Annotated in this window: 20 protein-coding genes; 6 read left to right on the top strand and 14 right to left on the bottom strand. The window is 70.7% G+C overall.

The window, feature by feature from the left end; translation table 11 throughout:
- The first annotated feature begins 15 nt into the window (after positions 1–15).
- A complete protein-coding gene (locus tag ACFXBC_RS26265) occupies positions 16–801 on the top strand; it encodes an alpha-ketoglutarate-dependent dioxygenase AlkB family protein (protein WP_385029284.1) in 786 nt (261 codons plus the stop codon).
- Between the two features lie 58 nt (positions 802–859).
- Here ACFXBC_RS26265 and ACFXBC_RS26260 read toward each other — a convergent pair whose 3' ends face one another.
- The 14 genes from ACFXBC_RS26260 to ACFXBC_RS26195 all read right to left on the bottom strand — a co-directional run bounded on the left by ACFXBC_RS26260 (position 860) and on the right by ACFXBC_RS26195 (position 13,971).
- Complete coding sequence (locus ACFXBC_RS26260) at positions 860–1,132, bottom strand: GlsB/YeaQ/YmgE family stress response membrane protein (RefSeq protein WP_385029281.1); 273 nt, start codon at positions 1,130–1,132, stop codon at positions 860–862.
- Positions 1,133–1,270: 138 nt separating this feature from the next.
- A complete protein-coding gene (locus ACFXBC_RS26255; protein WP_385029278.1) occupies positions 1,271–1,663 on the bottom strand; it encodes a YccF domain-containing protein in 393 nt (130 codons plus the stop codon).
- A complete protein-coding gene (gene htpX, locus ACFXBC_RS26250; protein ID WP_385029275.1) occupies positions 1,660–2,523 on the bottom strand; it encodes a zinc metalloprotease HtpX in 864 nt (287 codons plus the stop codon). Before htpX ends, ACFXBC_RS26255 begins: the two co-directional genes overlap by 4 nt.
- Before the next feature lie 143 nt (positions 2,524–2,666).
- Positions 2,667–3,125, bottom strand: coding sequence for an MscL family protein (locus ACFXBC_RS26245; RefSeq protein WP_385029272.1), 459 nt, complete (start codon positions 3,123–3,125; stop codon positions 2,667–2,669).
- A gap of 180 nt (positions 3,126–3,305) precedes the next feature.
- Positions 3,306–4,838, bottom strand: a complete 1,533-nt coding sequence (locus ACFXBC_RS26240) for an NADH-quinone oxidoreductase subunit N (RefSeq protein ID WP_385029269.1) — start codon at positions 4,836–4,838, stop codon at positions 3,306–3,308.
- Positions 4,835–6,481, bottom strand: coding sequence for a NuoM family protein (locus ACFXBC_RS26235; RefSeq protein ID WP_385029341.1), 1,647 nt, complete (start codon positions 6,479–6,481; stop codon positions 4,835–4,837). Before ACFXBC_RS26235 ends, ACFXBC_RS26240 begins: the two co-directional genes overlap by 4 nt.
- 27 nt (positions 6,482–6,508) lie before the next feature.
- Complete coding sequence (locus ACFXBC_RS26230) at positions 6,509–8,509, bottom strand: NADH-quinone oxidoreductase subunit L (protein WP_385029266.1); 2,001 nt, start codon at positions 8,507–8,509, stop codon at positions 6,509–6,511.
- Positions 8,506–8,988, bottom strand: a complete 483-nt coding sequence (nuoK, locus tag ACFXBC_RS26225; protein WP_385029263.1) for an NADH-quinone oxidoreductase subunit NuoK — start codon at positions 8,986–8,988, stop codon at positions 8,506–8,508. The genes ACFXBC_RS26230 and nuoK overlap by 4 nt, the downstream gene beginning before the upstream one ends.
- Positions 8,988–9,734: an NADH-quinone oxidoreductase subunit J gene (locus tag ACFXBC_RS26220; protein ID WP_385029338.1), complete on the bottom strand. Its 747-nt coding sequence runs from the start codon at positions 9,732–9,734 to the stop codon at positions 8,988–8,990. The genes nuoK and ACFXBC_RS26220 overlap by 1 nt, the downstream gene beginning before the upstream one ends.
- A gap of 14 nt (positions 9,735–9,748) precedes the next feature.
- Positions 9,749–10,381 carry a NuoI/complex I 23 kDa subunit family protein gene (locus ACFXBC_RS26215; RefSeq protein WP_385029260.1) on the bottom strand — a complete coding sequence of 211 codons (633 nt, stop codon included), beginning with the start codon at positions 10,379–10,381 and terminating at the stop codon, positions 9,749–9,751.
- Entirely contained in the window at positions 10,381–11,349 is a 969-nt protein-coding gene (locus tag ACFXBC_RS26210; protein WP_385029257.1) for an NADH-quinone oxidoreductase subunit H, read from the bottom strand. Before ACFXBC_RS26210 ends, ACFXBC_RS26215 begins: the two co-directional genes overlap by 1 nt.
- Positions 11,346–12,944: an NADH-quinone oxidoreductase subunit C gene (locus ACFXBC_RS26205; protein ID WP_385029254.1), complete on the bottom strand. Its 1,599-nt coding sequence runs from the start codon at positions 12,942–12,944 to the stop codon at positions 11,346–11,348. Before ACFXBC_RS26205 ends, ACFXBC_RS26210 begins: the two co-directional genes overlap by 4 nt.
- Entirely contained in the window at positions 12,941–13,576 is a 636-nt protein-coding gene (locus ACFXBC_RS26200; RefSeq protein ID WP_385029251.1) for an NADH-quinone oxidoreductase subunit B, read from the bottom strand. The genes ACFXBC_RS26205 and ACFXBC_RS26200 overlap by 4 nt, the downstream gene beginning before the upstream one ends.
- On the bottom strand, positions 13,567–13,971 hold the full coding sequence (locus ACFXBC_RS26195; RefSeq protein ID WP_385029335.1) for an NADH-quinone oxidoreductase subunit A: 405 nt from the start codon (positions 13,969–13,971) through the stop codon (positions 13,567–13,569). The genes ACFXBC_RS26200 and ACFXBC_RS26195 overlap by 10 nt, the downstream gene beginning before the upstream one ends.
- A gap of 358 nt (positions 13,972–14,329) precedes the next feature.
- Between ACFXBC_RS26195 and ACFXBC_RS26190 the strand changes: the two genes are divergently transcribed.
- The 5 genes from ACFXBC_RS26190 to ACFXBC_RS26170 all read left to right on the top strand — a co-directional run bounded on the left by ACFXBC_RS26190 (position 14,330) and on the right by ACFXBC_RS26170 (position 21,450).
- Positions 14,330–15,499 (top strand): sensor histidine kinase, encoded by a 1,170-nt coding sequence (locus tag ACFXBC_RS26190; protein WP_385029248.1) that lies wholly within the window; start codon positions 14,330–14,332, stop codon positions 15,497–15,499.
- Positions 15,500–15,843: 344 nt separating this feature from the next.
- Positions 15,844–17,175 (top strand): sensor histidine kinase, encoded by a 1,332-nt coding sequence (locus tag ACFXBC_RS26185; protein ID WP_385029246.1) that lies wholly within the window; start codon positions 15,844–15,846, stop codon positions 17,173–17,175.
- A gap of 184 nt (positions 17,176–17,359) precedes the next feature.
- Positions 17,360–18,019, top strand: a complete 660-nt coding sequence (locus ACFXBC_RS26180) for a response regulator (RefSeq protein WP_385029332.1) — start codon at positions 17,360–17,362, stop codon at positions 18,017–18,019.
- Positions 18,020–18,302: 283 nt separating this feature from the next.
- Positions 18,303–20,414, top strand: coding sequence for a 2-oxoacid:acceptor oxidoreductase subunit alpha (locus ACFXBC_RS26175; RefSeq protein ID WP_385029243.1), 2,112 nt, complete (start codon positions 18,303–18,305; stop codon positions 20,412–20,414).
- Complete coding sequence (locus ACFXBC_RS26170; RefSeq protein ID WP_385029240.1) at positions 20,407–21,450, top strand: 2-oxoacid:ferredoxin oxidoreductase subunit beta; 1,044 nt, start codon at positions 20,407–20,409, stop codon at positions 21,448–21,450. Before ACFXBC_RS26175 ends, ACFXBC_RS26170 begins: the two co-directional genes overlap by 8 nt.
- Positions 21,451–21,474: the final 24 nt, after the last annotated feature.

Genomic DNA, 21,474 nt, shown 5'->3' with positions numbered 1-21,474 from the left:
GGCGGGTGCCGGGGTATGACCGGGCTGTTTCCGCGGGACCGGGCGGAGGTCGCTCCCGGGGCGGTGCATGTGCCGGAGTGGCTGTCGGTGGAGCGCCAAGGGGAGCTGGTCGCGGCGTGCCGGGAGTGGGCGCGGGGGCCTGTGCCGCTGCGGCATACGCGGTTGCCGGGCGGGGGCGTGATGTCCGTACGGACGGTGTGTCTGGGGTGGCACTGGCAGCCGTACCGGTACGCACGGACCGCCGATGATGTGAACGGCGCACGGGTGGCCGAACTCCCGGAGTGGCTGGCGGAGTTGGGGCGGTCCGCGGTGACGGAGGCCTACGGGGAGGCCGGCTGTGCCGGGGAGACCAGGGGCGCCCGGGACGCGGGGGGCACCCGGGAGACCGCGGGTGCCCGGGAGACCGCGGGTGCCAGGGGGACCGGAGATGCCCGGGAGACCAGGGGTGCCGGTGCCGGGTACGCGCCCGATGCGGCGCTGGTGAACTTCTACGACGGTGACGCGCGGATGGGTATGCACCAGGACCGTGAGGAGCGGTGCGCCGCCCCGGTGGTGTCCCTGAGCCTGGGCGATACGTGCGTCTTCCGGTTCGGGAATCCGGAGGGGCGGGGGCGGCCCTATACGGATGTAGAGCTGGCGTCCGGGGATCTCTTCGTCTTCGGAGGACCTTCGCGGTTCGCGTACCACGGTGTGCCGAAGGTCCTCCCCGGGACGGCTGATCCGGCGGTGGGGCTGCGGGGCGGACGGTTGAACATCACACTGCGGGAGACAGGGCTCGGAGGCCCGGCCGGCCGCGGATGACCGGTGGTGTCCGGCGCCCCGGGTACTCCGGTACGCGGGGTCCGGGGCCGGTACACGGTCAGCGGTGTGAGCGGGAGTTGCCGAAGAGCAGCCGGTAGACGATCAGCAGGACCAGGGCGCCCGCGATGGCGGAGATCCAGGTCGCGCCGTCGTAGAAGTGCTTGGTCACCGGGTGGTGGAAGAAATGGGAGGCGCCCCAGCCGCCGATGAAGGCCCCCACGATGCCTATCAGGGTGGTGCCGACGATGCCGCCCGGGTCACGGCCGGGGAGCAGGATCTTGGCGATGGCTCCTGCGAGCAGTCCGAGGATGATCCAACTGATGATTCCCATGAGCAGAGCCTGCCTTACGTTCGGTGTCTTAAACAGGGACGCCGGGGCGGCATGGCTGGTTGCGTCGCAGGTCGTGGCGGGGCCCGCACCGCGACCTGTGGTCCTGGTGCGGGCCCGGGGGAAGCTGTCCGGTCCGGCTCAGCGGGCGGTGAAGGGCTGGTCCGTGGGGACGATCTCCTTGCCCAGGGGCATCAGGGAGAGGGGAATCAGCTTGAAGTTCGCGATACCGAGCGGGATCCCGATGATCGTGACGCACAGGGCGATCCCGGTGACGATATGGCCGAGCGCGAGCCACCAGCCGGCCAGGACCAGCCACAGGACGTTGCCCACGCAGGAGGGGGCGCCGGCGTCGGAGCGGTCCACCGCCATGTAGCCGAAGGGCCAGAGCGCGTAGACCCCGATACGGAACGCGGCGATCCCGAAGGGGATGCCGATGATCGTGACGCAGAGCAACGCACCCGCGAGCACATAGCTGAGGAACAGCCAGAAGCCACAGAGGATGAGCCAGATGACGTTGAGGATGGTCTTCATGGACGGGGGCCTGCCATCTGTTCGAGTCGGGAGATGCGCTCCGTCATGGGCGGGTGCGTGGAGAACATCTTGGACAGTCCCTGACCGGGACGGAAAGGGTTCGCGATCATCATGTGACTCGCGGTCTCGATCCGGGGCTCGGGGGGCAGCGGCAGTTGTTTCGTACCGGCGTCGAGCTTGCGCAGGGCGCCCGCGAGAGCGAGCGGGTCACCGGTGAGCTGGGCGCCCGACGCGTCGGCCTCGTACTCGCGTGAGCGGCTGACGGCCAGTTGGATGAGGGACGCGGCCAGCGGGCCCAGGATCATGATCAGCAGCATACCGATGAGGCCGGGGCCCTCGTCGTCCTCGGAGCGGCCGACGGGGATCAGCCAGGCGAAGTTGACGAGGAACATGACGACGGAGGCCAGGGCGCCGGCGACCGACGAGATCAGGATGTCGCGGTTGTAGACATGGCTGAGCTCATGGCCGAGGACGCCGCGCAGTTCGCGTTCGTCGAGGATCTGGAGGATGCCCTCGGTGCAGCAGACCGCGGAGTTGCGCGGATTGCGCCCGGTGGCGAAGGCGTTCGGCGCCTGGGTCGGCGAGATGTAGAGCCGGGGCATGGGCTGGCGGGCCGCGGTGGAGAGCTCGCGGACGATCCGGTAGAGCGCCGGGGCCTCGAACTCGCTGACAGGGCGGGCCCGCATGGCGCGCAGGGCGAGCTTGTCGCTGTTCCAGTAGGCGTAGGCGTTGGTGCCGAGTGCGACGACGAGCGCGACGATCAGGCCCGTACGGCCGAAGAAGCTGCCGATGACGATGAGGAGGGCCGAGAGGCCCCCGAGGAGGACTGCGGTCCTCAGCCCGTTGTGCCGGCGGTGCACGGTACGCCCTCCAAATCGTGCGGCGGGGAACCTTCGCTCAGTCCGGTCCACTGTCCAGTGGACCCTCCCTCACTGGTCAACGCCAGGCGAGGGAGGCTAGTTCCCTTGTGCGCGCGTCCGGTGGTGTGCGCCGTACGGGTGGATCAGCCCTGGGCGGGGATCTTCGCCAGTTCCAGGGCTTCCGGCAGGGGCTCGATCTGGCTGGTGCAGTGGGCGCAGCGGGAGGCGATGGCCGGGATCTCGGTGTAGCAGTACGGGCAGTCGCGGAGGGCGGCCTTGATGTCGATGGGCTTGTCGGCGGTGAAGCGGGACTGGATCTTGGCCAGCGGGACGACGACGCAGAAGTAGAGGACAGCGGCGGTCACCAGGAAGGCGACTCCGGCGTTGATGAGGAGCCCGTAGCGGAAGTGCGCGCCGTCGACGGTGAACTCGGCCTTGCTGAAGTCGCCCATGGCGGAGCTGGTGGCGAGGCCGATCAGGGGGGTGATGAAGGCGGTGCTGAGCGCGGTGACGACCGCGGTGAAGGCGGATCCCACGGCGAGGCCGATGGCCAGTGAGATGACGTTCCCGCGGAGGATGAAGTCTTTGAACCCGCTCAGCACTGCTTGCTCCTCGTTCGTAGTTCCCGGTGGCCCCGTAGAGCCCTGTAGCCCCATAGTCCCTGCGCACGGCTCCGCGGCGGGCCATCGGGTGGTGCTCTCCGGTGTCGTACCGCCGGTGCCCCGGAGTGTGCGCCGGAGCGCCGTCCGTGGTGTGCGCCCGGCCGAAGACCGTAGCAAAACTCAGAAGAGGCTGCCGGACGCGAAGTGCAGGGCCAGCTGGGGGGCGACGGAGAGTACGGCGCCGGCGGCGGCCGTGAGGGCGACGGTGAGCGTGAGCGGGAGGGGGATGCGGGGGCCTGTACGGGTTTCGCCGGCCGGGGTTCCGGCGGTGGCGGCGGGTGCGGGGGTGGCTGTCGTCGCGGAGGGTGTGCGGAATAGCACAGCCGTCCAGCGGAGGTAGTAGGAGAGGGCGATGACGACGTTGACGGCCATGACGACGGCCAGCCAGCCGAGGCCCGCGTCGACCGCGCTCTGGAAGACGGTGACCTTGGCGAAGAGTCCGATGATGCCGGGAGGCAGCCCGGCCAGGCAGAGCAGGAAGAAGGCGAGCGCGAGGGCGGTGAGGGGCCGGGTGGCGTAGAGGCCGCGGTAGTCGCCGAGGCGCCTGCCGGGGCAGGAGCGCGCGACGAGCGCCACGGTGGCGAAGGCGCCGATGTTCACGACGGCGTACATGAGGGCGTACGCGACGGTGGAGCCGATCTCACCGTCCGAGGTGTACGCGGCGGCCGCGACCGGTACGAGCAGATATCCGGCCTGGCCGATGGAGGACCAGGCGAGGAGCCGGACCGCGCTGTGGGCGCGGGCGGCCCGCTGGCGCAGCGCCGCGGTGTTGCCGACGGTCATGGTGAGGGCGGCGAGTACGGCGACGGCGGGGCCCCAGATGTCGGCGTAGCCGGGGAAGGCGACGACGGTCACGAGGATCAGCCCGGAGAAGCCGACGGCCTTGCCGACGACGGAGAGGTAGGCGGCGACGGGCAGCGGCGCCCCGGCGTAGGTGTCGGGGACCCAGAAGTGGAAGGGCGCGGCGGCGGTCTTGAAGGCGAAGCCGACGAGGGTGAGGACGACTCCGGCCTCGGCGAGGGTGTCGAGCTGCGGGTCGGTCCTGGCGGTGGCGATACGGGTGAGGTACAGGGTGCCGGTGGCCGCGTAGACGAAGCTGACGCCGAGCAGGGTGACGGCGGTCGCGGTGACCGACGAGAGGAAGAACTTGAGGGCCGCTTCGGACGAGAGGCGGTCGCCGCGTCTGAGGCCGACGAGGGCGAAGGCCGGCAGGGAGGCCACTTCGAGGGCGACGACGAGGGTGGCGAGGTCCCGGGAGGCGGGCAGCAGCGCGGCGCCGGAGGCGGAGGCGAGGAGCAGGAACCAGAACTCGCCGGCCGGGAGACGGTCGCCGCCGGTGTCGCTCATCGAGAGCAGAGCGGTGAGCAGGGCGCCGCCGAGCACGAGCAGCTGGATGGCGAGGGTGAAGTGGTCCGCGGTGTAGCTGCAGGCCGCGCCTCCGGTGGTGAGGCAGAAGGTGGAGCGGTCGCCGTGGCGCAGGGGCAGCAGCATGAGGACGGCGGCGACGAGCCCGGCGACCGCGGTCCAGCCGAGCAGCGGCTTGCGGTGTTCGGGGACGAAGAGGTCGGCGACCAGGATGATCAGCGCGGTCCCGGCGACGATGACGGGCGGCGCGATCGCGAGCCAGTCGACGGACTGGACGAGGGAGCTCATGCCTTGCCTCCTGCGAGGAGCTTCTGCACGGCCGGGTCGGTGAGGCCGAGCAGGGCAGCGGGCCACAGTCCGGCGAGGACGGTGAGGACGACGAGGGGGCTCCAGGTGGCGAGCTCGTAACCCTGGACGTCCTGGATCCGGGCGCCCGGGATCTCATGGGCCTGGGGTGCGTGGCTCCGGGGCCCGTCGCTCCGGGGCGCGTGGCCGGGGGCTTCCCGGGTGCCGGCGGTGGCGGCTTGTGCCTGCGGTGGTGTCCCGCCCATGCAGACACGGCGTACGACGAGGAGGAGGTACGCGGCGGTCAGCAGGGTGCCAAGGGCAGCGAGGGACATGAAGGTGAGGAAGGCGGGACGGCTGAGCCCCGCGGCCGGGTCGAAGGCGCCGAACATGGTGAGCATCTCGCCCCAGAATCCGGCGAGTCCCGGCAGGCCGAGCGAGGCGACGGCGGCGAAGGCGAGGAGACCGCCGAGCCGGGGGGCCCGGCCGTAGAGGGCGGCGCCGGCCGCTCCGGCGAGCGTGTCCAGGTCGGCGGTGCCGTGCCGGTCCTTCACCGCGCCCACCAGGAAGAAGAGCAGTCCGGTGATGAGGCCGTGCGCGATGTTGGCGAAGAGCGCCCCGTTGACTCCGGTGGGGGTCATCGAGGCGATGCCGAGGAGTACGAATCCCATGTGGCCGACGGACGAGTAGGCGATGAGCCGCTTGAGGTCGCCCCTGTTGCCGCGCCGGGCGAGCGAGAGGCAGGCGAGCGATCCGTAGATGATCCCGGTGACGGCGAAGGCCGCCAGGTAGGGGGCGAAGGTGTGCATGCCCTCGGGTGCGACGGGCAGGGCGATGCGGACCAGTCCGTACGTGCCCATCTTGAGCATGACCCCGGCGAGGAGGACCGAGCCCGCGGTGGGGGCGGCGGTGTGGGCGTCGGGGAGCCAGCTGTGCAGCGGCCACATCGGGGCCTTCACGGCGAGGCCGGCGGCGATGGCGAGCACCGCGACGACCTGGGTGCCGTGGGTGAGGCCGCGGCCGTTGTCAGTGGCGAGTGCCACCATGTCGAGTGTGCCGCTCTTCACGCCGATGAGGAGGAGACCGAGCAGCATGACGACGGAGCCGAGCAGGGTGTAGAGGATGAACTTCCGGGCGGCCGCGGTGCGTCCGGCGCCGCCCCAGCGGGCGATGAGGAAGTACATCGGGATGAGGACCATCTCGAAGGCCAGGAAGAAGAGGACCAGGTCGAGGACGGCGAAGGTGGCGAGCGTCCCCGATTCGAGGAGGAGGACGAGCGCGACGAACGCCTTGGGGGACGGGCCCGCGGGGAGCTTGAAGCAGGAGTAGAGCGCGCAGAGGAAGGTCAGCAGCGCGGTCAGTACGAGGAGGGGGAGCGAGATGCCGTCTGTACCGAGATGGATGCGGACGTGGAGCGCCGGGATCCAGCTGATGTCAGTGGTGGCCTGCATCTTCGACGGGTGGTCACGGTCGAAGCCGAGCGCGAGGACGATCGCGGCGATGAGCACGGCGCCGGTGACGATCACACCGTGGCGCAGTACGGCCTGCCGGGGTGAGCGGCCCCGGAGTCCGGGCGGTGCGGGCAGGAGCGCGGCGACGGCGCCGATGGCCGGGGCGGCGACGATGAACGCCAGAAGGAACTGCATCACGGACGCGCTGATATCGATCACGGCTCACGATCCGGCGTAGGCGTTGGCAAGGGCGACGGCGGCGATCACCAGGACGACGGATCCGGCGAGCAGGGCGCTGAGGTAGGTCTGCGGATTGCCGGTCTGGGCGCGGCGGAAGGCGGCGCCCAGCCAGCGGGGTGCGGCGCTCGCACCGCGTACGTAGGTGTCGATGACCTCGCGGTCCAGGAAGCGGACCAGTTGGGCCGCGGCGAGTACGGGGCGTACGCATACGGCGGTGTACAGGGCGTCGAGGTGGAAGCCGGACGCCGCGTGGCGGTGGAGCGGGCCGAGGAGCAGTCTGCCGGGGTCGAGGGGGTCGGGGGCCGAGGCGATGCTGCCGTAGATGGAGCGGTGGGTCGCGATGGCTTCGGCTTCGACGGTGCCGGGGTCGGCGTCGGGGTGGGCTGTGACGGCGCCGATCGGGGGCTGTTGGGCCATGGCCGTGGTGTGGCGCCAGGTGCCGTAGGTGACGAGTCCGCCGACGAGCGCGACTCCGGTTCCGAGGACGGAGGTGGTGAGGGTCGGGGTGAGGCTGTGGCCGTCGAACCAGCCGGACAGGCGTCCTGCGGTGAGGCCGAAGCCGATGGTGGGGACGGCGAGGAGCCAGAGCACACCGTTCATGGCGAGGGGCTGCTTGCCGTGGTCGGGGGCTTCGTTGCCCTTGCCGCGGAAGGCGAGCAGCCAGAGCCGGGTGGCGTAGGCGGCGGTCAGCAGGGCGGTGACGAGTCCTGCGACGAGCACGGTCCAGCCTGCGCCCGCCGGGGCGGTGGCGCTGTGGCCGAGTGCGGTGTTCTCGGCGGCGCCGAGGACGGACTCCTTGGAGAAGAATCCGGCGAAGGGCGGGATCGCGGCGAGTGCGAGCAGGGCGATCGTCATCGTCCAGAAGGCGTCGGGGATGCGCCGGGGCAGGTTGTCCATGCGGCTCATGGCGGCCAGCGAGTTGGTGCCCGCGGCGTGGATGACGACACCGGCGCCGAGGAAGAGGAGTGCTTTGAACGCGCCGTGCGAGAGGAGGTGGAAGACGGCGGCCCCGCGGTCGCCGGCTGCCAGGGCGCCCGACATATAGCCGAGTTGGCCGATGGTCGAGTAGGCGAGTACGCGTTTGATGTCGTCCTGGGCGAGGGCGGCGAGCGCCGATCCGATCATGGTGACGGCGGACATGGCGGCGAGGACGGTCATGGCGGCGGCCGACGCCGCGAAGACAGGGAGCAGCCTGGCGGTGAAGTAGATACCGGCGGCGACCATGGTGGCCGCGTGGATCAGGGCGGAGACGGGGGTGGGGCCTGCCATCGCGTCGGGCAGCCAGGTGTGCAGCGGGAACTGCGCGGACTTCCCGGCGACGCCGGCGAGCAGCAGCAGGGCGGTCACTGTCGGGTGGTGGAGCCCGCCTTCGGAGACGGTGTGCAGGATGCCGGTGATGCGGAACGTTCCGGCGTCGGTGGCGAGCGCGAACAGGCCGATCAGAAAGGGGACATCGCCGAGTTTGGTGACCAGGAACGCCTTGAGGGAGGCGGAGCGGGCTTCGGGGGTCTCCCAGTAGTGGCCGACGAGGAAGTACGAGCAGATACCCATGACCTCCCAGCCGACGAGCAGCACCATCAGGTCGCCCGAGTAGACGACGAGCAGCATCGCGGAGGTGAAGAGCGAGACGATCGCCGCGTACGAGGGGTAGCGCGGGTCGTCGCGGAGGTACGCGGTCGAGTAGATCTGCACGCATCCGGCGACGACCACGACCAGGACGGCGACGAGCGCGGCGAAGCCGTCGATGTACAGGGACAGGTCGACGGGTACGGAGCCGGTGGGGGTCAGCCGGGTGGCCGCTTCGATGGGGCGCCCGCCGCTCTGCCGGACGGCCACGGTGATGGCGAGCGCGGCTGCGGCGAGCGTCGGAAGGATGGCCAGGGGCCGGACGAATCCGGGCGCGACACGGCCGAGCAGGAGTCCTGCCACCGCTCCCAGGAAGGGAAGGAGGGGAACGAGGACGGCGAGGGTCGTCGTGGTCACGCGGCAGCCTCTGCCTTCTCCTCGCGGGCGTCTCCGTGGGGGTCGTCGGGGCCGTGGGGGTGTTCGGGTCCGTGGGGGTCGTCCGGTCCGTCCGGGTGGCCGGGGTCGTCAGGGCCGCCCGGGTCGTCGGGGCCGTCCGGGTCGTCGGGTTCTTCCGGGTCGTCCGGGGCCGGTGATTCGGCGGTGTCGCGGAGCTGGTCGATGTCCGTCGTACCGCGGTTCCGGTGGACCGCGAGGACGATCGCGAGGCCGATGCCGATCTCGGCGGCGGCGATGGCGATCGTGAAGAGGGTGAGGGCCTGCCCGGAGTGGAGCCTGTCGCGCAGCCATACGTCGAAGGCGACGAGGTTGAGGTTGACGGCGTTGAGCATCAGCTCGACGGACATCAGGATCAGGATGACGTTGCGGCGGGCGAGGACTCCGTACAGCCCGGTGCAGAAGAGGAGGGCTGCGAGCACAGCCGGATAGACGAGGTGCATCAGCGCTGCCCCCTGCTGTCCCGGGGTGCGCCGTTCCCGGGGGCGCCGTTCCCGGGGGCCGCGCTGTCCCCGGTCGTGGGGGTCGCTCCCGTGGCCGGGCTGTCCCCGGTCGTGGGGGTGGCTCCCGTGGGTGCGCTGTCGCTGAGTGCTGCGCTGCCGCCGGGTACTGCGATGTTGCTGGGTGCTGCGCTGCCTCCGGTCGCCGCGCTGTTCTTCCGGGACAGGACGATTGCCCCGACGAGGGCGGCCAGCAGGAGCACCGAGAGCGCTTCGAAGGGCAGTACCCAGTTGCGGAAGAGGATCTCCCCGGTGACTTCGGTGGAGCCCTGGACCGGTCCGTGGAGGTTGATCCAGGTCGTACGGAACGCGTCGGCGACCACCCAGACGAGAGCGGCGGCCGCTGCGGCAGCTACGACGAGCGCCACCCAGCGGTTCTCCGAATCGGCGTCCGGGGAGCGGCCGATAGGGGCCTTGGTGAGCATCAGTCCGAAGAGCAGGAGGACGACGACGGAACCGACGTAGATCAGTACCTGCACCCAGGCGATGAACTCGGCCGTCAGCAGCAGGTATTCGACGGCAAGACCGCCGAGCGCCACGATCAGCCAGAGGGCGGCGTGCACCAGCTGCTTGGTGGTGACGGTGATGAGCGCGGCGCCGAAGGTAGCGACACCGACGAGGAGGAAGGCGATCTCGACGCCCGTCGGGGACAGGAACCCGGGGTGGCTCGCGGCTGCGACGGCAACCATGTCTGCTGCGCGGCTCACGCCTCCCCCTCCTGTTCCTGCTGGGACTGCTGGGACTCCTGTTGCTGCTGGGTGTCTTGTTCCTGCTGGGCTTGCTGCTCCTGCTGGGCCGCCTGTTCGGCCTGGTGGGCGGCTTCGAGTTTGTCGGCTGCCTTGCGGGCCGCGGCGATCTCCTTGGGCTCCTCGGCCCCCGGGTCGAGCGCGGGCGGCGCGGGTACCGTCCACATCCACTCGCGGAGCTTGTCGCGCTCGTGGGTGAGTTCGTGGATGTCCGTCTCCGCGTACTCGAACTCCGGGGACCAGAAGAGCGCGTCGAAAGGGCACACCTCGATGCAGATACCGCAGTACATGCAGAGGGCGAAGTCGATCGCGAACCGGTCGAGGACATTGCGGCTGCGCTCGCGGCCGCCCGGCGCGGCCGCCGGGAGCGTCTCCTTGTGCGAGTCGATGTAGATGCACCAGTCCGGGCACTCACGGGCGCAGAGCATGCAGACGGTGCAGTTCTCCTCGAACAGCCCGATGACGCCGCGCGAACGCGGCGGCAGTTCGGGCTGGACGTCCGGATACTGCGCGGTGACCGTCTTCTTCGTCATCGTGCGGAGCGTCACAGCCAGGCCCTTGGCCAGACCGGAGCCGGGAACGGGGGGCATCAGCCGATCGCCACCTTCACAATGCCGGTGAGCGCGATCTGCGCGAGGGCCAGCGGAATGAGTACGGTCCAGGCCAGCTTCTGGAGCTGGTCCTCACGGAGTCGCGGATAGGTCACCCGGAGCCAGATCACCCCGAAAGCCAGAACGGCCGTCTTGAGGAGCATCCAGACCCAGCCGAGTCCGTCGCTGCCCCAGGGGCCGTGCCAGCCGCCGAGGAAGAGCACGGCGGTGAGTCCGCAGAGGATGACGATGCCCGCGTACTCGGAGAGCAGGAAGAGCGCGAAGCGCAGCCCCGTGTACTCGGTGTAGGCGCCGAAGATGATCTCCGAGTCGGCGACGGGCATGTCGAAGGGCGGGCGCTGGAGTTCGGCCAGCCCCGCGGTGAAGAAGACCAGCCCGCCGACGATCTGCCACGGGATCCACCACCACGCGAACGCGTCCAGGATGCCGGGCAGCGAGACCGTTCCGGCCGCCATCGCGACGGAGGCGGCGGCGAGCAGCATCGGCAGTTCGTAGGCGAGGAGCTGTGCGGCGGTACGGATCCCGCCGAGGAGCGAGAACTTGTTGGCCGACGCCCAGCCCGCCATGAGCGAGCCGAGCACGCCGACCCCCAGCACGGCCAGCACGAAGAAGATCCCCGCGTCGACCACTTGCCCGACGGCACTCTCGCCCGGCCCGATCGGGATGACCAGCAGGACGAGCAGGTACGGGAGGAGGGCGACGGCGGGAGCGAGCTGGAAGACCCGCCGGTCGGCATCGGCCGGGACGACGTCTTCCTTCTGCGCGAACTTCACCCCGTCCGCGACGAGTTGGGCCCAGCCGTGGAACCCGCCCGCATACATGGGGCCGAGGCGGCCCTGCATATGGGCCATGACCTTGTGCTCGGTCTGCCCCACGAGCAGCGGGAGCACGAGGAAAGCCACAAAGACGATGACCAGCCGGATGGCGACGCCGAGTACGTCGTTCACGCGGTATCGCCTCCGGCGGGGGTGTCCGGGCGGGGGGCCTGATGGCTGCCCTCGCCCTGAGGGGTGTCTGTGGCGGGGCCGGGGGCCGATTCGGGGGCGGGGCCGGGTGTGGTTTCGCGGCCGGGCGCGGTTTCCGGGGCGGATGTGGTGTCGGGGGCGGATGCGGTCCCGGAGCCGGGCGCGGATTCTCCGCCGTCCGGCTGCGGTCCGGCCTCGGTTCCGGTCGTGTCGTCACCCGTGGCGTCGTCACCCGTGGCGTCGTCACCGGCGGGCCGCTCTTCCGGTGGCTGACCGGCCGGGGCGGCCGGGGTCTCGGGTGCCCGGTCGGCCGGGGCCGGGGCCTCGGTGGGCTCCTCCCCCGTGGCCGGGCTCTGTGGCGGTTCGAAGGCCGGGCGGGCGTTGCGCCAGGGCGCGTCGTCGCTGCCCGCCGGGGCGGGTGAGGACGCCGGGGGCGCTGTGTTCCCGGGCGCCCGCTGGGAGGTGGACCCCTCGGACACGCTCCGGCTCCGCCGGGGACCGGAGGGTCGCCGTCCGGTGGACGCCCTCGGGGACGCACCCGGAGTTTCCGTACCTTGCACAGCCGTACCCCGCGCACCCGCAGCCCGCGCGCCGGTAGCCGCGCCCGGCGCCTCGGTGGCAGCCGTACCCGGCGCATCCGTACCCGTGCCCGGCGCAACCGTGCCTCGCGCTTCCGTGCCGGGCGCCCGACTCTCCGTACCGGTACCCGTCTCCTCCGTACCGGCGCCCGTCCTCTCCGTACGGGTACGCGACCGGGCTGTTCCTTCGGGCCGGTCCGCTGTCCCTTCGGACCGGTCCGGTGCCGGGGCCGGCCCAGGCGCAGGAGCCGACGCCTGGTTCTCCCCGTCCCCCGCCGTGGCCGGTGTCTGGCTCGCCGAGCCCTCGTTCGCGGTGCGGGCGCGCCGGGCCGGGCGGTCGCCCGCCGCCCGTGCGGCACCCGCCGCCCGTGCGGCGCGGGCCGGACGGGCCGGGGCGGGGGGCAGCTGGCCCTTCTGCGGGCCCCACTCGTTCGGGTCGGGGACGCCGGGCGGCAGCATCTGGCGGCGCCTCGCGCCACCGGCTCCCGCGCCGTGCCCGGCCGTGGACTCTCCCGGCTCCTTCGCACCCGGCCAGGCCTTCACGACGCGTGCCGCGAGGACGAAGTCCTTGCGCAGCGGGTGGCCTTCGAAGCCCTCGGGCAGCAACAGCGGCACCAGGTGCGGATGGTCGGTGAAGGTGACGCCGAACATCTCGTGCGTCTCGCGTTCGTGCCAGCTGGCGCCCGCGTAGAGCTCCACGGCGGTCGGCAGGACGGGCGCGGTGTGCGGGACCGTGGTGCGTACGAGCAGCCGGCGCACCGTACGGCCTTCGAGCGCCACGACATGGGCGCAGACCCGGAAGCCGGTGTCCGGTTCGTCGACCGCGGTCAGCCAGTCGAAGTACGTACAGCCGAGCCGGTCCCTTGCGGTCTCCAGCGCGGCGAGCCAGGAGGCGGCCGGTACGTCGACGGTGAGCAGGTCGTAGCTGTGCCCGGCGGTGGCTTCCGCGCCGAAGAGTTCGGTGACGGCTTCGGGGAGCCGGTCGTAGGGGTGGGTCACTGTCCGGCCCCCGGCACCGGCGGCGGGGTGATGAGGCCGCTGGTCAACTGGGCGGTTGAGGGCGCCGAGTAGCGCTCGCCGAGCGACTCCCTGGCGATCTTCTCCTGGAGCTTCAGGATGCCCTGGAGCAGCGCTTCAGGGCGGGGCGGACAGCCCGGTACGTACACGTCGACGGGGATGATCTGGTCGACGCCCTTGGTCACGGAGTACGAGTCCCAGTACGGGCCGCCGCAGTTGGAGCAGGCGCCGAAGGAGATGACGTACTTCGGTTCCGGCATCTGCTCGTAGAGACGCTTGACCGCGGGTGCCATCTTGTCCGTGACCGTGCCCGAGACGATCATCAGGTCGGCCTGGCGGGGGCCCGGGGCGAACGGGATCACGCCGAGCCGGATGAAGTCGTGCCGGGCCATCGAGGCGGCGATGAACTCGATGGCACAGCAGGCGAGGCCGAAGTTGAAGACCCACAGGCTGTACCGGCGGCCCCAGTTGAGGACCACCTTCATGGGCTCGGGGGCCAGCCGGGAGAGCACACCGAGACGTTGCGGCTGAGTACCCGGCAACTGAGCACCCGGCAGCTGCGGGTCCGGCAGGTCGGCCGGGCCCGGGAGGCCGGCGGGGTTCGTCACGTCCATTCGAGGACGCCCTTCTTCCATGCGTAGAGCAGTCCCACGGCCAGGAAGCCGAGGAAGATGAACATCTCCACCAGCGTCGCAGCCCCGTATCCGTCGGCCGCGAAGACGGTCGCCCACGGGAAGAGGAAGATCGAGTCCACCGCGAAGATCACGTAGAGGAAGCCGTAGACGTAGTAGCGGACCTGGGTGTGCGCCCAGCCTTCGCCGACGGGGTCGACACCGCACTCGTAGGTGAGCAGCTTCTCGGGCGTCGGCACCACGGGCCGCAGGAGCCGCCCGGCCCCGAAGGCCACGGCGACGAAGAGCACACCGACGACGGCGAGCACACCGACGACCGAGTACATGTGGAAGTAGTGCGTATAGCCAGCGTGCTCGGCGTGAGCCGCATAGCCCATGTGACCCGCATGACCCGCATGACTCATGTGACCCGTGTGACTCGTGTGACCCGCGTGACTCGTGTGACCTGCGGCGAGCGCCACCCGGTCCGCTGCGGCAACGATCGGTCCCGGCACGTCCGGCCCTCGCTCCCTGCGCCCTTTTCGTCGCCTCGTCCGTCACAACCGTCATATCCGCCACGTCCGCCGCTCCCGACGATCCGTACGCACGGGAGTCTAGGCCCTGATAAAGACTTGGTAAGCAGCCGGATCCTGCACAGCGTCCGGCACCCGGCCCGCCGCATGGTGGGGTTATCCCTACTTCGTCCCACCAATCCGCCCCATGGCATCCGCCCCGGGGGCCCGGCACTCTTGGCGCATGACCGCGATCAGCTCCCGCCCTCTCGACTCCGACCGGCCACCGCCCGCGCGCTTCGCGTTCGACCGGTACACCTGGAAGGAGATCGCCCACCTCCTGGTGAACCTGCCGTACGCGATCGTCGGCTTCGTCTACGTCCTGTTCATGATCGCCCTGGGCGGCGGGCTGGCCGTCACCGTGGTGGGGCTGCCGCTGCTCGCGGTCGGGCTGCTCGGGGCGCGGCAGTTCGGCCGCGCGGAGCGGGCCAGGGCGCGGCGGCTGCTGGGGGTCCGGATGGAGGAGCCGAGCCCGCTGTTCGTGAAGCGCGGCGGCAGCTTCTTCACCCGGCTGTGGATGAGCCTCAAGGACCCGGTGGGATGGCGGGCCATGCTGTACGGGTTCATCCGGCTGCCGTGGGGTGTGCTGACCTTCGCACTGGTCCTGACGAGCCTGTTCGTGCTCTGGCCGGTGCTGCCGTTCCTCGCGCGCGGTCTGGCCAACGTCGACCGGGCCATGGTCCGCGGGCTGCTCGCGCCCTCCGACGAGCTGGAGCGCCGGATCGCCGAGCTGGAGTCGGACCGCGGGGTGGTCGTGGACACGGCGGCGGCGGATCTGCGCCGTATCGAACGGGACCTCCACGACGGCGCACAGGCCCGCCTTGTCGCGCTCGCCATGGGGCTCGGCCTGGCCAAGGAGAAGCTCCTGGAGGATCCGGACGCTGCGGCCGTGATGGTCGGTGAGGCGCACGGCGAGGTCAAACTGGCCCTGCAGGAGCTGCGGGACCTGGCGCGCGGTATCCACCCGGCCGTCCTCACCGACCGCGGCCTCGACGCGGCGCTCTCCTCGATCGCCACCCGGTGCACGGCTCCGGTGCAGGTACGTGTCGATCTCACGGAGCGGCCTGCCGAGGCCATCGAGGGCATCGCGTACTTCACCGTCTCGGAACTCCTGCAGAACATCAGCAAGCATGCCCAGGCGCGCTCCGCTTCGGTGGAGGTGTGGCGCTCGGCCGACCGGCTGCTGATCCGGGTCGAGGACAACGGACGCGGCGGGGCGCGGCTCGACGGCGGCACGGGTATGGCGGGGCTCGCCGACCGGCTCGGCGCCGTCGACGGCCTCTTCGTCCTGGACTCCCCGGTCGGCGGCCCGACCACGGTGACGGCCGAACTGCCCTGGCGCGACCGCGGCTGACGCGTCACCGGCCGAGCGGTCTGCGCGCGCCGGGGTCGTCCCGCAGCGCGGCCCCGGCCCGCCCGCCTCACGCAACCGGTTCGCCGCACACCACGCCACCACCACGGGCACTGGCACCGGCACCGGCACCGGCACCGGCACCGGCACGGACACGGGCACAGGCGCCATCACGGGCACCGGCACGGACACGGGCACTGGCTACAGCCCAGGGGTGGGGAAAACCCCCGCTCGAAGACGGGCCCCCTCCTCATGGTCGCGGGCGCTCCGGGCCGGAAGCATGGACACGGACAGCCGGGCGTGCCCACCACACCGGTCACGCCGGACGAAGAGAAATGGACATCGCCATGGCCACGTATCACGGCATCAGTACCCGGGACCACCGCGTACCAGCGGTGCTGCGTGCGCCGTTCGAGGGCCGCACCTGGCGGGAGTTCGGGTATCTGCTGCTCTCGCTGCCGATCAGCACCGTGCTCTTCGTTTTCGGGATCACGATGTTCTCGCTGAGTGCGGGTCTCCTGGTGACCTTCATCGGCATCCCGCTGCTCGCCGTCGGCCTGGCCGTGTGCCGGGGCCTGGGGGTGATGGAGCGGGCCAGGGCGCGGGCGCTGCTGCGGGTGGACATCGCGGAGCCCGCTCCGGTACGGGGCAGGACCGGCGGCATGATGTCGTGGGCGGGTGCCGTGCTGAAGAGCGGGTCGTCCTGGCGTCAGCTGGTCTACGCGCTGGTGCACTTCCCGTGGGCCGTCTTCGCCTTCTCGGTCTCGGTGGTCCTGTGGACGTACGCGTGGGCGATGTTCACGTACCCGCTGTGGCAGTGGGTGTTCCCGGCCTTCACGAACACGGGCGGCATCCAGCTGTACGGCGACGCCACGCACAGCGTCTATCTCGACAGTCCCTTCGAGATAGCCCTGACCAGCCTGAGCGGTCTGGCCTTCGTCCTCGCCACGCCGTGGGTGATCCGCGGGCTGGCCGGGGTCGACCGGATGCTGGTGCTCGGGCTGCTCGGCCCGTCGCCGCTGGACACCCGGGTGACCGAGCTGGAGTCGGACCGCGGGGTGGTCGTGGACACGGCGGCGGCGGATCTGCGCCGTATCGAACGGGACCTCCACGACGGCGCACAGGCCCGCCTGGTGGCGCTCGCCATGGACCTCGGGCTGGCCAGGGAGAAGCTGACGGCGGACCCGGAGGCGGCGGCCCGGATGGTGGACGAGGCGCACGGCGAGGTCAAGACGGCGTTGCAGGAGCTGCGGGATCTGGCCCGCGGTATCCACCCGGCCGTCCTCACCGACCGCGGCCTCGACGCGGCGCTCTCCTCGATCGCCACCCGGTGCACGGCTCCGGTGCAGGTGGAGGTGGATCTGCCGGCCAGGCCCGCCGCCGCAATCGAGGGCATCGCGTACTTCACCGTCTCGGAGCTCCTGCAGAACGTCAGCAAGCACGCGCGGGCCACCCGCGCGAGCGTGGACGTCTGGCGGGTGGAGAACCGCATCATGCTCCAGGTGACCGACGACGGCCGGGGCGGTGCCGGTGGCGGTGGCGACCTCACCGCGGGTGCGGCGGGCGGCGGCCTCGCGGGGCTCGCGGAGCGGCTCGGCGCCGTCGACGGGCTGCTGGTCGTGGACTCACCGCCCGGGGGCCCGACGACCATCACGGCCGAACTGCCCTGGCGCGACTGAAAACCCGGACGGCCCGCCGTCTCCCCCGCCATCTCCCCGCCATCTCCCCCGCCGTCCTGCCGCACCCGATGATCCCGGCTCACGCCCGTTAGGCCCCCGAAGCTGGGATGCTGGTGGGCGCAGGCAGGGACCGGCGGGCAGGGATTGTCATCAAGTGGGGGGCTTCAGCGTCGTGGAGGACAGAGTGCGTGTGGTCATCGCCGAGGATTCAGTGCTGCTGAGGGAGGGCCTGACCCGGTTGTTGACCGACCTCGGTCATGACGTCGTCGCCGGGGTCGGGGATGCGGAGGCGCTGATCAAGACGGTCGGGGACCTGGCGGCGCAGGAGTCGCTGCCGGATGTGGTGGTCGCGGACGTACGGATGCCGCCCACCCATACCGATGAGGGGGTACGGGCGGCCGTACGGCTGCGCAAGGAGTACCCGGGGGTCGGGGTGCTGGTCCTCTCGCAGTACGTGGAGGAGCAGTACGCCACCGAGCTGCTGGCCGGATCCAGCCGGGGCGTCGGCTATCTGCTGAAGGACCGGGTCGCCGAGGTCAGGGAGTTCGTGGACGCCGTGGTCCGGGTGGCACAGGGCGGGACCGCCCTCGACCCGGAGGTCGTGGCGCAGCTACTCGGCCGCAGCCGCAAGCAGGATGTGCTGGCCGGGCTGACTCCGCGTGAGCGCGAGGTGCTGGGGCTGATGGCCGAGGGGCGTACGAACTCGGCGGTGGCCAGGCAGTTGGTCGTCAGTGACGGGGCGGTGGAGAAGCACGTCAGCAATATCTTCCTGAAGCTCGGGCTCTCCCCGAGTGACGGGGATCACCGTCGGGTGCTCGCGGTGCTGACCTATCTGAAGTCGTAATTACCTGACACCCTGTCAGACACCGAGGTCGGGGCCGTACCGCAGGAGCGGCCCCGACCTGGACCTAGAACCAAAGGATGAGTACCGAGCGCAAGCATCCGATGACACCGGGGGCCGGGATGGGCGGCTTTAATGGCATTAAATCGGGGCAATCCACCGTCTCAAAAAGACGTCCGCCCTATGAGTCTTCCAGGGAAGGCCACCCTTACCGTCGTAGGGTGGGTTCCGGTGTGCCCGCGCAGCCGGGCACATCCGAGCAGCCGCCCGAGGGAGGTCCAGTTCAGTGACCAGCCAGGTCAGTAGCCCAGCCGAGCAGGCCGACGGATCCGACGAGACCGCTGTCGGCGAACGACGCGCCCTTCTGATCGACAAGGACGGCAGCGCCGATCCGATCGAGAAGGACGGCAGCACCGAACAGGGCAGCACCGGAGAAGGCAGCACCGCACAGGCCGGCACCGGAGAAGGCAGCACCGCCGGAGAAGGCAGCACCGAAGTGCGCAGCGGTGCCGAAGGCGCCAAGAGCCCCAAGACCGCCAAGAGCCCCAAAGAGGTACGCCGGCTGAGCCGGGTGATCATCCGCTTCGCGGGCGACTCGGGTGACGGAATGCAGCTCACGGGAGACCGGTTCACCTCGGAGACCGCCTCGTTCGGCAACGACCTCTCGACGCTGCCGAACTTTCCGGCCGAGATCCGTGCGCCCGCCGGCACTCTGCCGGGTGTCTCCTCGTTCCAGCTGCACTTCGCCGACCACGACATCCTCACCCCGGGCGACGCGCCCAACGTCCTCGTCGCGATGAACCCGGCCGCGCTCAAGGCGAACATCGCCGATGTGCCGCGGGGCGCGGACATCATCGTCAACACCGACGAGTTCACCAAGCGCCCGATGGCGAAAGTGGGTTATCCGGCCTCCCCGCTGGAGGACGGCTCGCTGGACGCGTACCAGGTCCACCCGGTCCCGCTGACGACCCTCACCATCGAGGCGCTCAAGGAGTTCGGGCTCTCCCGCAAGGAGGCCGAGCGCAGCAAGAACATGTTCGCGCTGGGGCTGCTCTCGTGGATGTACCACCGGCCGACCGAGAACACCGAGCAGTTCCTGCGGGCCAAGTTCGCGAAGAAGCCGCAGATCGCCGAGGCGAACGTGGCGGCGTTCCGCGCGGGGTGGAACTTCGGTGAGACGACGGAGGACTTCGCCGTCTCGTACGAGGTCGAACCGGCCGCCACCGCGTTCCCGGCCGGGACCTACCGCAACATCAGCGGGAACCTGGCCCTGTCCTACGGGCTGATCGCCGCCGGCCGGCAGACGGATCTGCCGCTGTATCTCGGCTCGTACCCGATCACCCCGGCGTCGGACATCCTGCACGAGCTCTCCAAGCACAAGAACTTCGGGGTGCGGACCTTCCAGGCCGAGGACGAGATCGCCGCCATCGGCGCCGCCCTGGGCGCCGCATTCGGCGGGTCCCTCGCGGTGACCACCACTTCGGGTCCGGGTGTCGCGCTGAAGTCGGAGACCATCGGCCTGGCCGTCTCGCTCGAACTGCCGCTGCTGGTCGTCGCGATCCAGCGGGGCGGCCCCTCCACCGGACTGCCCACCAAGACCGAACAGGCCGACCTTCTCCAGGCCATGTTCGGCCGCAACGGCGAGGCCCCCGTCCCGGTGATCGCGCCGAAGACCCCGGCGGACTGCTTCGACGCGGCCCTGGACGCCGCCCGGATCGCGGTGACCTACCGGACGCCGGTCCTCCTGCTCTCGGACGGCTACCTCGCCAACGGCTCCGAGCCGTGGCGCATCCCCGAGACCGGTGAACTCCCCGACCTGCGCGTGCAGTTCGCCACCGGCCCCAACCACGAGCTGGCCGACGGCACCGAGGCGTTCTGGCCGTACAAACGCGATCCGCAGACCCTGGCCCGCCCCTGGGCGGTGCCCGGCACCCCGGGGCTCGAACACCGCATCGGCGGGATCGAGAAACAGGACGGCACCGGGAACATCTCCTACGACCCCGCCAACCACGACTTCATGGTCCGCACCCGCCAGGCCAAGATCGACGGCATCGAGGTCCCCGACCTGACCGTCGACGACCCGGACGGCGCGCGCACCCTGGTCCTCGGCTGGGGCTCGACATACGGACCGATCACCGCGGCGGTACGCCGGCTCCGCAGGGACGGCGTCCCCATCGCCCAGGCCCATCTGCGCCACCTCAACCCCTTCCCCGCCAACCTCGGCGAGGTCCTGAAGCGGTACGGCAAGGTCGTGATCCCGGAGATGAACCTCGGTCAGCTCGCCCTGCTCGTCCGGGCGAAGTACCTGGTCGACGCGGTCTCCTACAACCAGGTCAACGGCATGCCGTTCAAGGCGGAACAGCTCGCGACGGCACTCAAGGAGGCCACCGATGCCTGACACCAACGAACTCCTGCACCTGGTGCCCAGGGCCGAGGCCAAGCAGTCCATGAAGGACTTCAAGTCCGACCAGGAAGTCCGCTGGTGCCCCGGCTGCGGCGACTACGCGGTCCTGGCCGCCGTACAGGGCTTCATGCCCGAACTCGGCCTCGCCAAGGAGAACATCGTCTTCGTCTCGGGCATCGGCTGCTCGTCCCGTTTCCCGTACTACATGAACACGTACGGGATGCACTCCATCCACGGCCGCGCCCCGGCGATCGCCACCGGCCTGGCCACCTCCCGCCGCGACCTGTCCGTCTGGGTCGTCACGGGCGACGGCGACGCGCTCTCCATCGGCGGCAACCACCTCATCCACGCCCTGCGCCGCAACGTCAACCTCAAGATCCTGCTCTTCAACAACCGGATCTACGGGCTGACCAAGGGCCAGTACTCACCGACGTCCGAGGTCGGCAAGATCACCAAGTCGACGCCGATGGGCTCGCTCGACTCCCCCTTCAACCCGGTGTCACTGGCCATCGGCGCCGAGGCGTCCTTCGTGGCCCGCACCGTCGACTCCGACCGCAAACACCTCACGAGCGTGCTGCGCGCGGCGGCCGACCACCCCGGAACGGCCCTGGTCGAGATCTACCAGAACTGCAACATCTTCAACGACGGCGCCTTCGAGGCACTCAAGGACCGTGAGCAGGCCCAGGAGGCGGTCATCCGTCTGGAACACGGGCAGCCCATCCGCTTCGGCACCCCCGAGGCTCCCAAGGGCGTCGTCCGCGACCAGGCCACCGGCGACCTCGAAGTCGTCGACGTCACCCCGGAGAACGAAGCGCGGATCCTGGTCCACGACGCGCGGGCCGCCTCACCGACCACCGCCTTCGCCCTCTCCCGCCTCGCCGACGCGGACACCCTGCACCACACCCCCATCGGCGTGCTCCGCGACGTCCAGCGGCCCGTCTACGACACCCTGATGAACACGCAGCTCGAAGCGGCGGTCGTGTTCTGGGTGCAGGCCGGGTTGCCCTTGGCGGTCTGGCCGACGGAGTAGGCCGCGTTGAACATCGTCTGCGTC

The organism is Streptomyces sp. NPDC059398, assembly GCF_042751845.1.
GTDB lineage: Bacteria > Actinomycetota > Actinomycetes > Streptomycetales > Streptomycetaceae > Streptomyces.
The sequence above is the reverse complement of the archived record's forward strand: the minus strand, read 5'-3'. Positions and strand labels throughout refer to the sequence as shown.

Excerpts from the sequence above, each read along its gene's own strand:
- ACFXBC_RS26265 (WP_385029284.1), top strand. The coding sequence starts at position 16 with ATGACCGGGCTGTTTCCGCGGGACCGGGCGGAGGTCGCTCCCGGGGCG.
- ACFXBC_RS26260 (WP_385029281.1), bottom strand. The coding sequence starts at position 1,132 with ATGGGAATCATCAGTTGGATCATCCTCGGACTGCTCGCAGGAGCCATC.
- ACFXBC_RS26255 (WP_385029278.1), bottom strand. The coding sequence starts at position 1,663 with ATGAAGACCATCCTCAACGTCATCTGGCTCATCCTCTGTGGCTTCTGG.
- ACFXBC_RS26240 (WP_385029269.1), bottom strand. The coding sequence starts at position 4,838 with ATGAGCTCCCTCGTCCAGTCCGTCGACTGGCTCGCGATCGCGCCGCCC.
- ACFXBC_RS26235 (WP_385029341.1), bottom strand. The coding sequence starts at position 6,481 with ATGCAGTTCCTTCTGGCGTTCATCGTCGCCGCCCCGGCCATCGGCGCC.
- nuoK (WP_385029263.1), bottom strand. The coding sequence starts at position 8,988 with ATGCACCTCGTCTATCCGGCTGTGCTCGCAGCCCTCCTCTTCTGCACC.
- ACFXBC_RS26220 (WP_385029338.1), bottom strand. The coding sequence starts at position 9,734 with ATGGTTGCCGTCGCAGCCGCGAGCCACCCCGGGTTCCTGTCCCCGACG.
- ACFXBC_RS26215 (WP_385029260.1), bottom strand. The coding sequence starts at position 10,381 with ATGCCCCCCGTTCCCGGCTCCGGTCTGGCCAAGGGCCTGGCTGTGACG.
- ACFXBC_RS26200 (WP_385029251.1), bottom strand. The coding sequence starts at position 13,576 with ATGGACGTGACGAACCCCGCCGGCCTCCCGGGCCCGGCCGACCTGCCG.
- ACFXBC_RS26195 (WP_385029335.1), bottom strand. The coding sequence starts at position 13,971 with ATGGGCTATGCGGCTCACGCCGAGCACGCTGGCTATACGCACTACTTC.
- ACFXBC_RS26190 (WP_385029248.1), top strand. The coding sequence starts at position 14,330 with ATGACCGCGATCAGCTCCCGCCCTCTCGACTCCGACCGGCCACCGCCC.
- ACFXBC_RS26185 (WP_385029246.1), top strand. The coding sequence starts at position 15,844 with ATGGCCACGTATCACGGCATCAGTACCCGGGACCACCGCGTACCAGCG.
- ACFXBC_RS26170 (WP_385029240.1), top strand. The coding sequence starts at position 20,407 with ATGCCTGACACCAACGAACTCCTGCACCTGGTGCCCAGGGCCGAGGCC.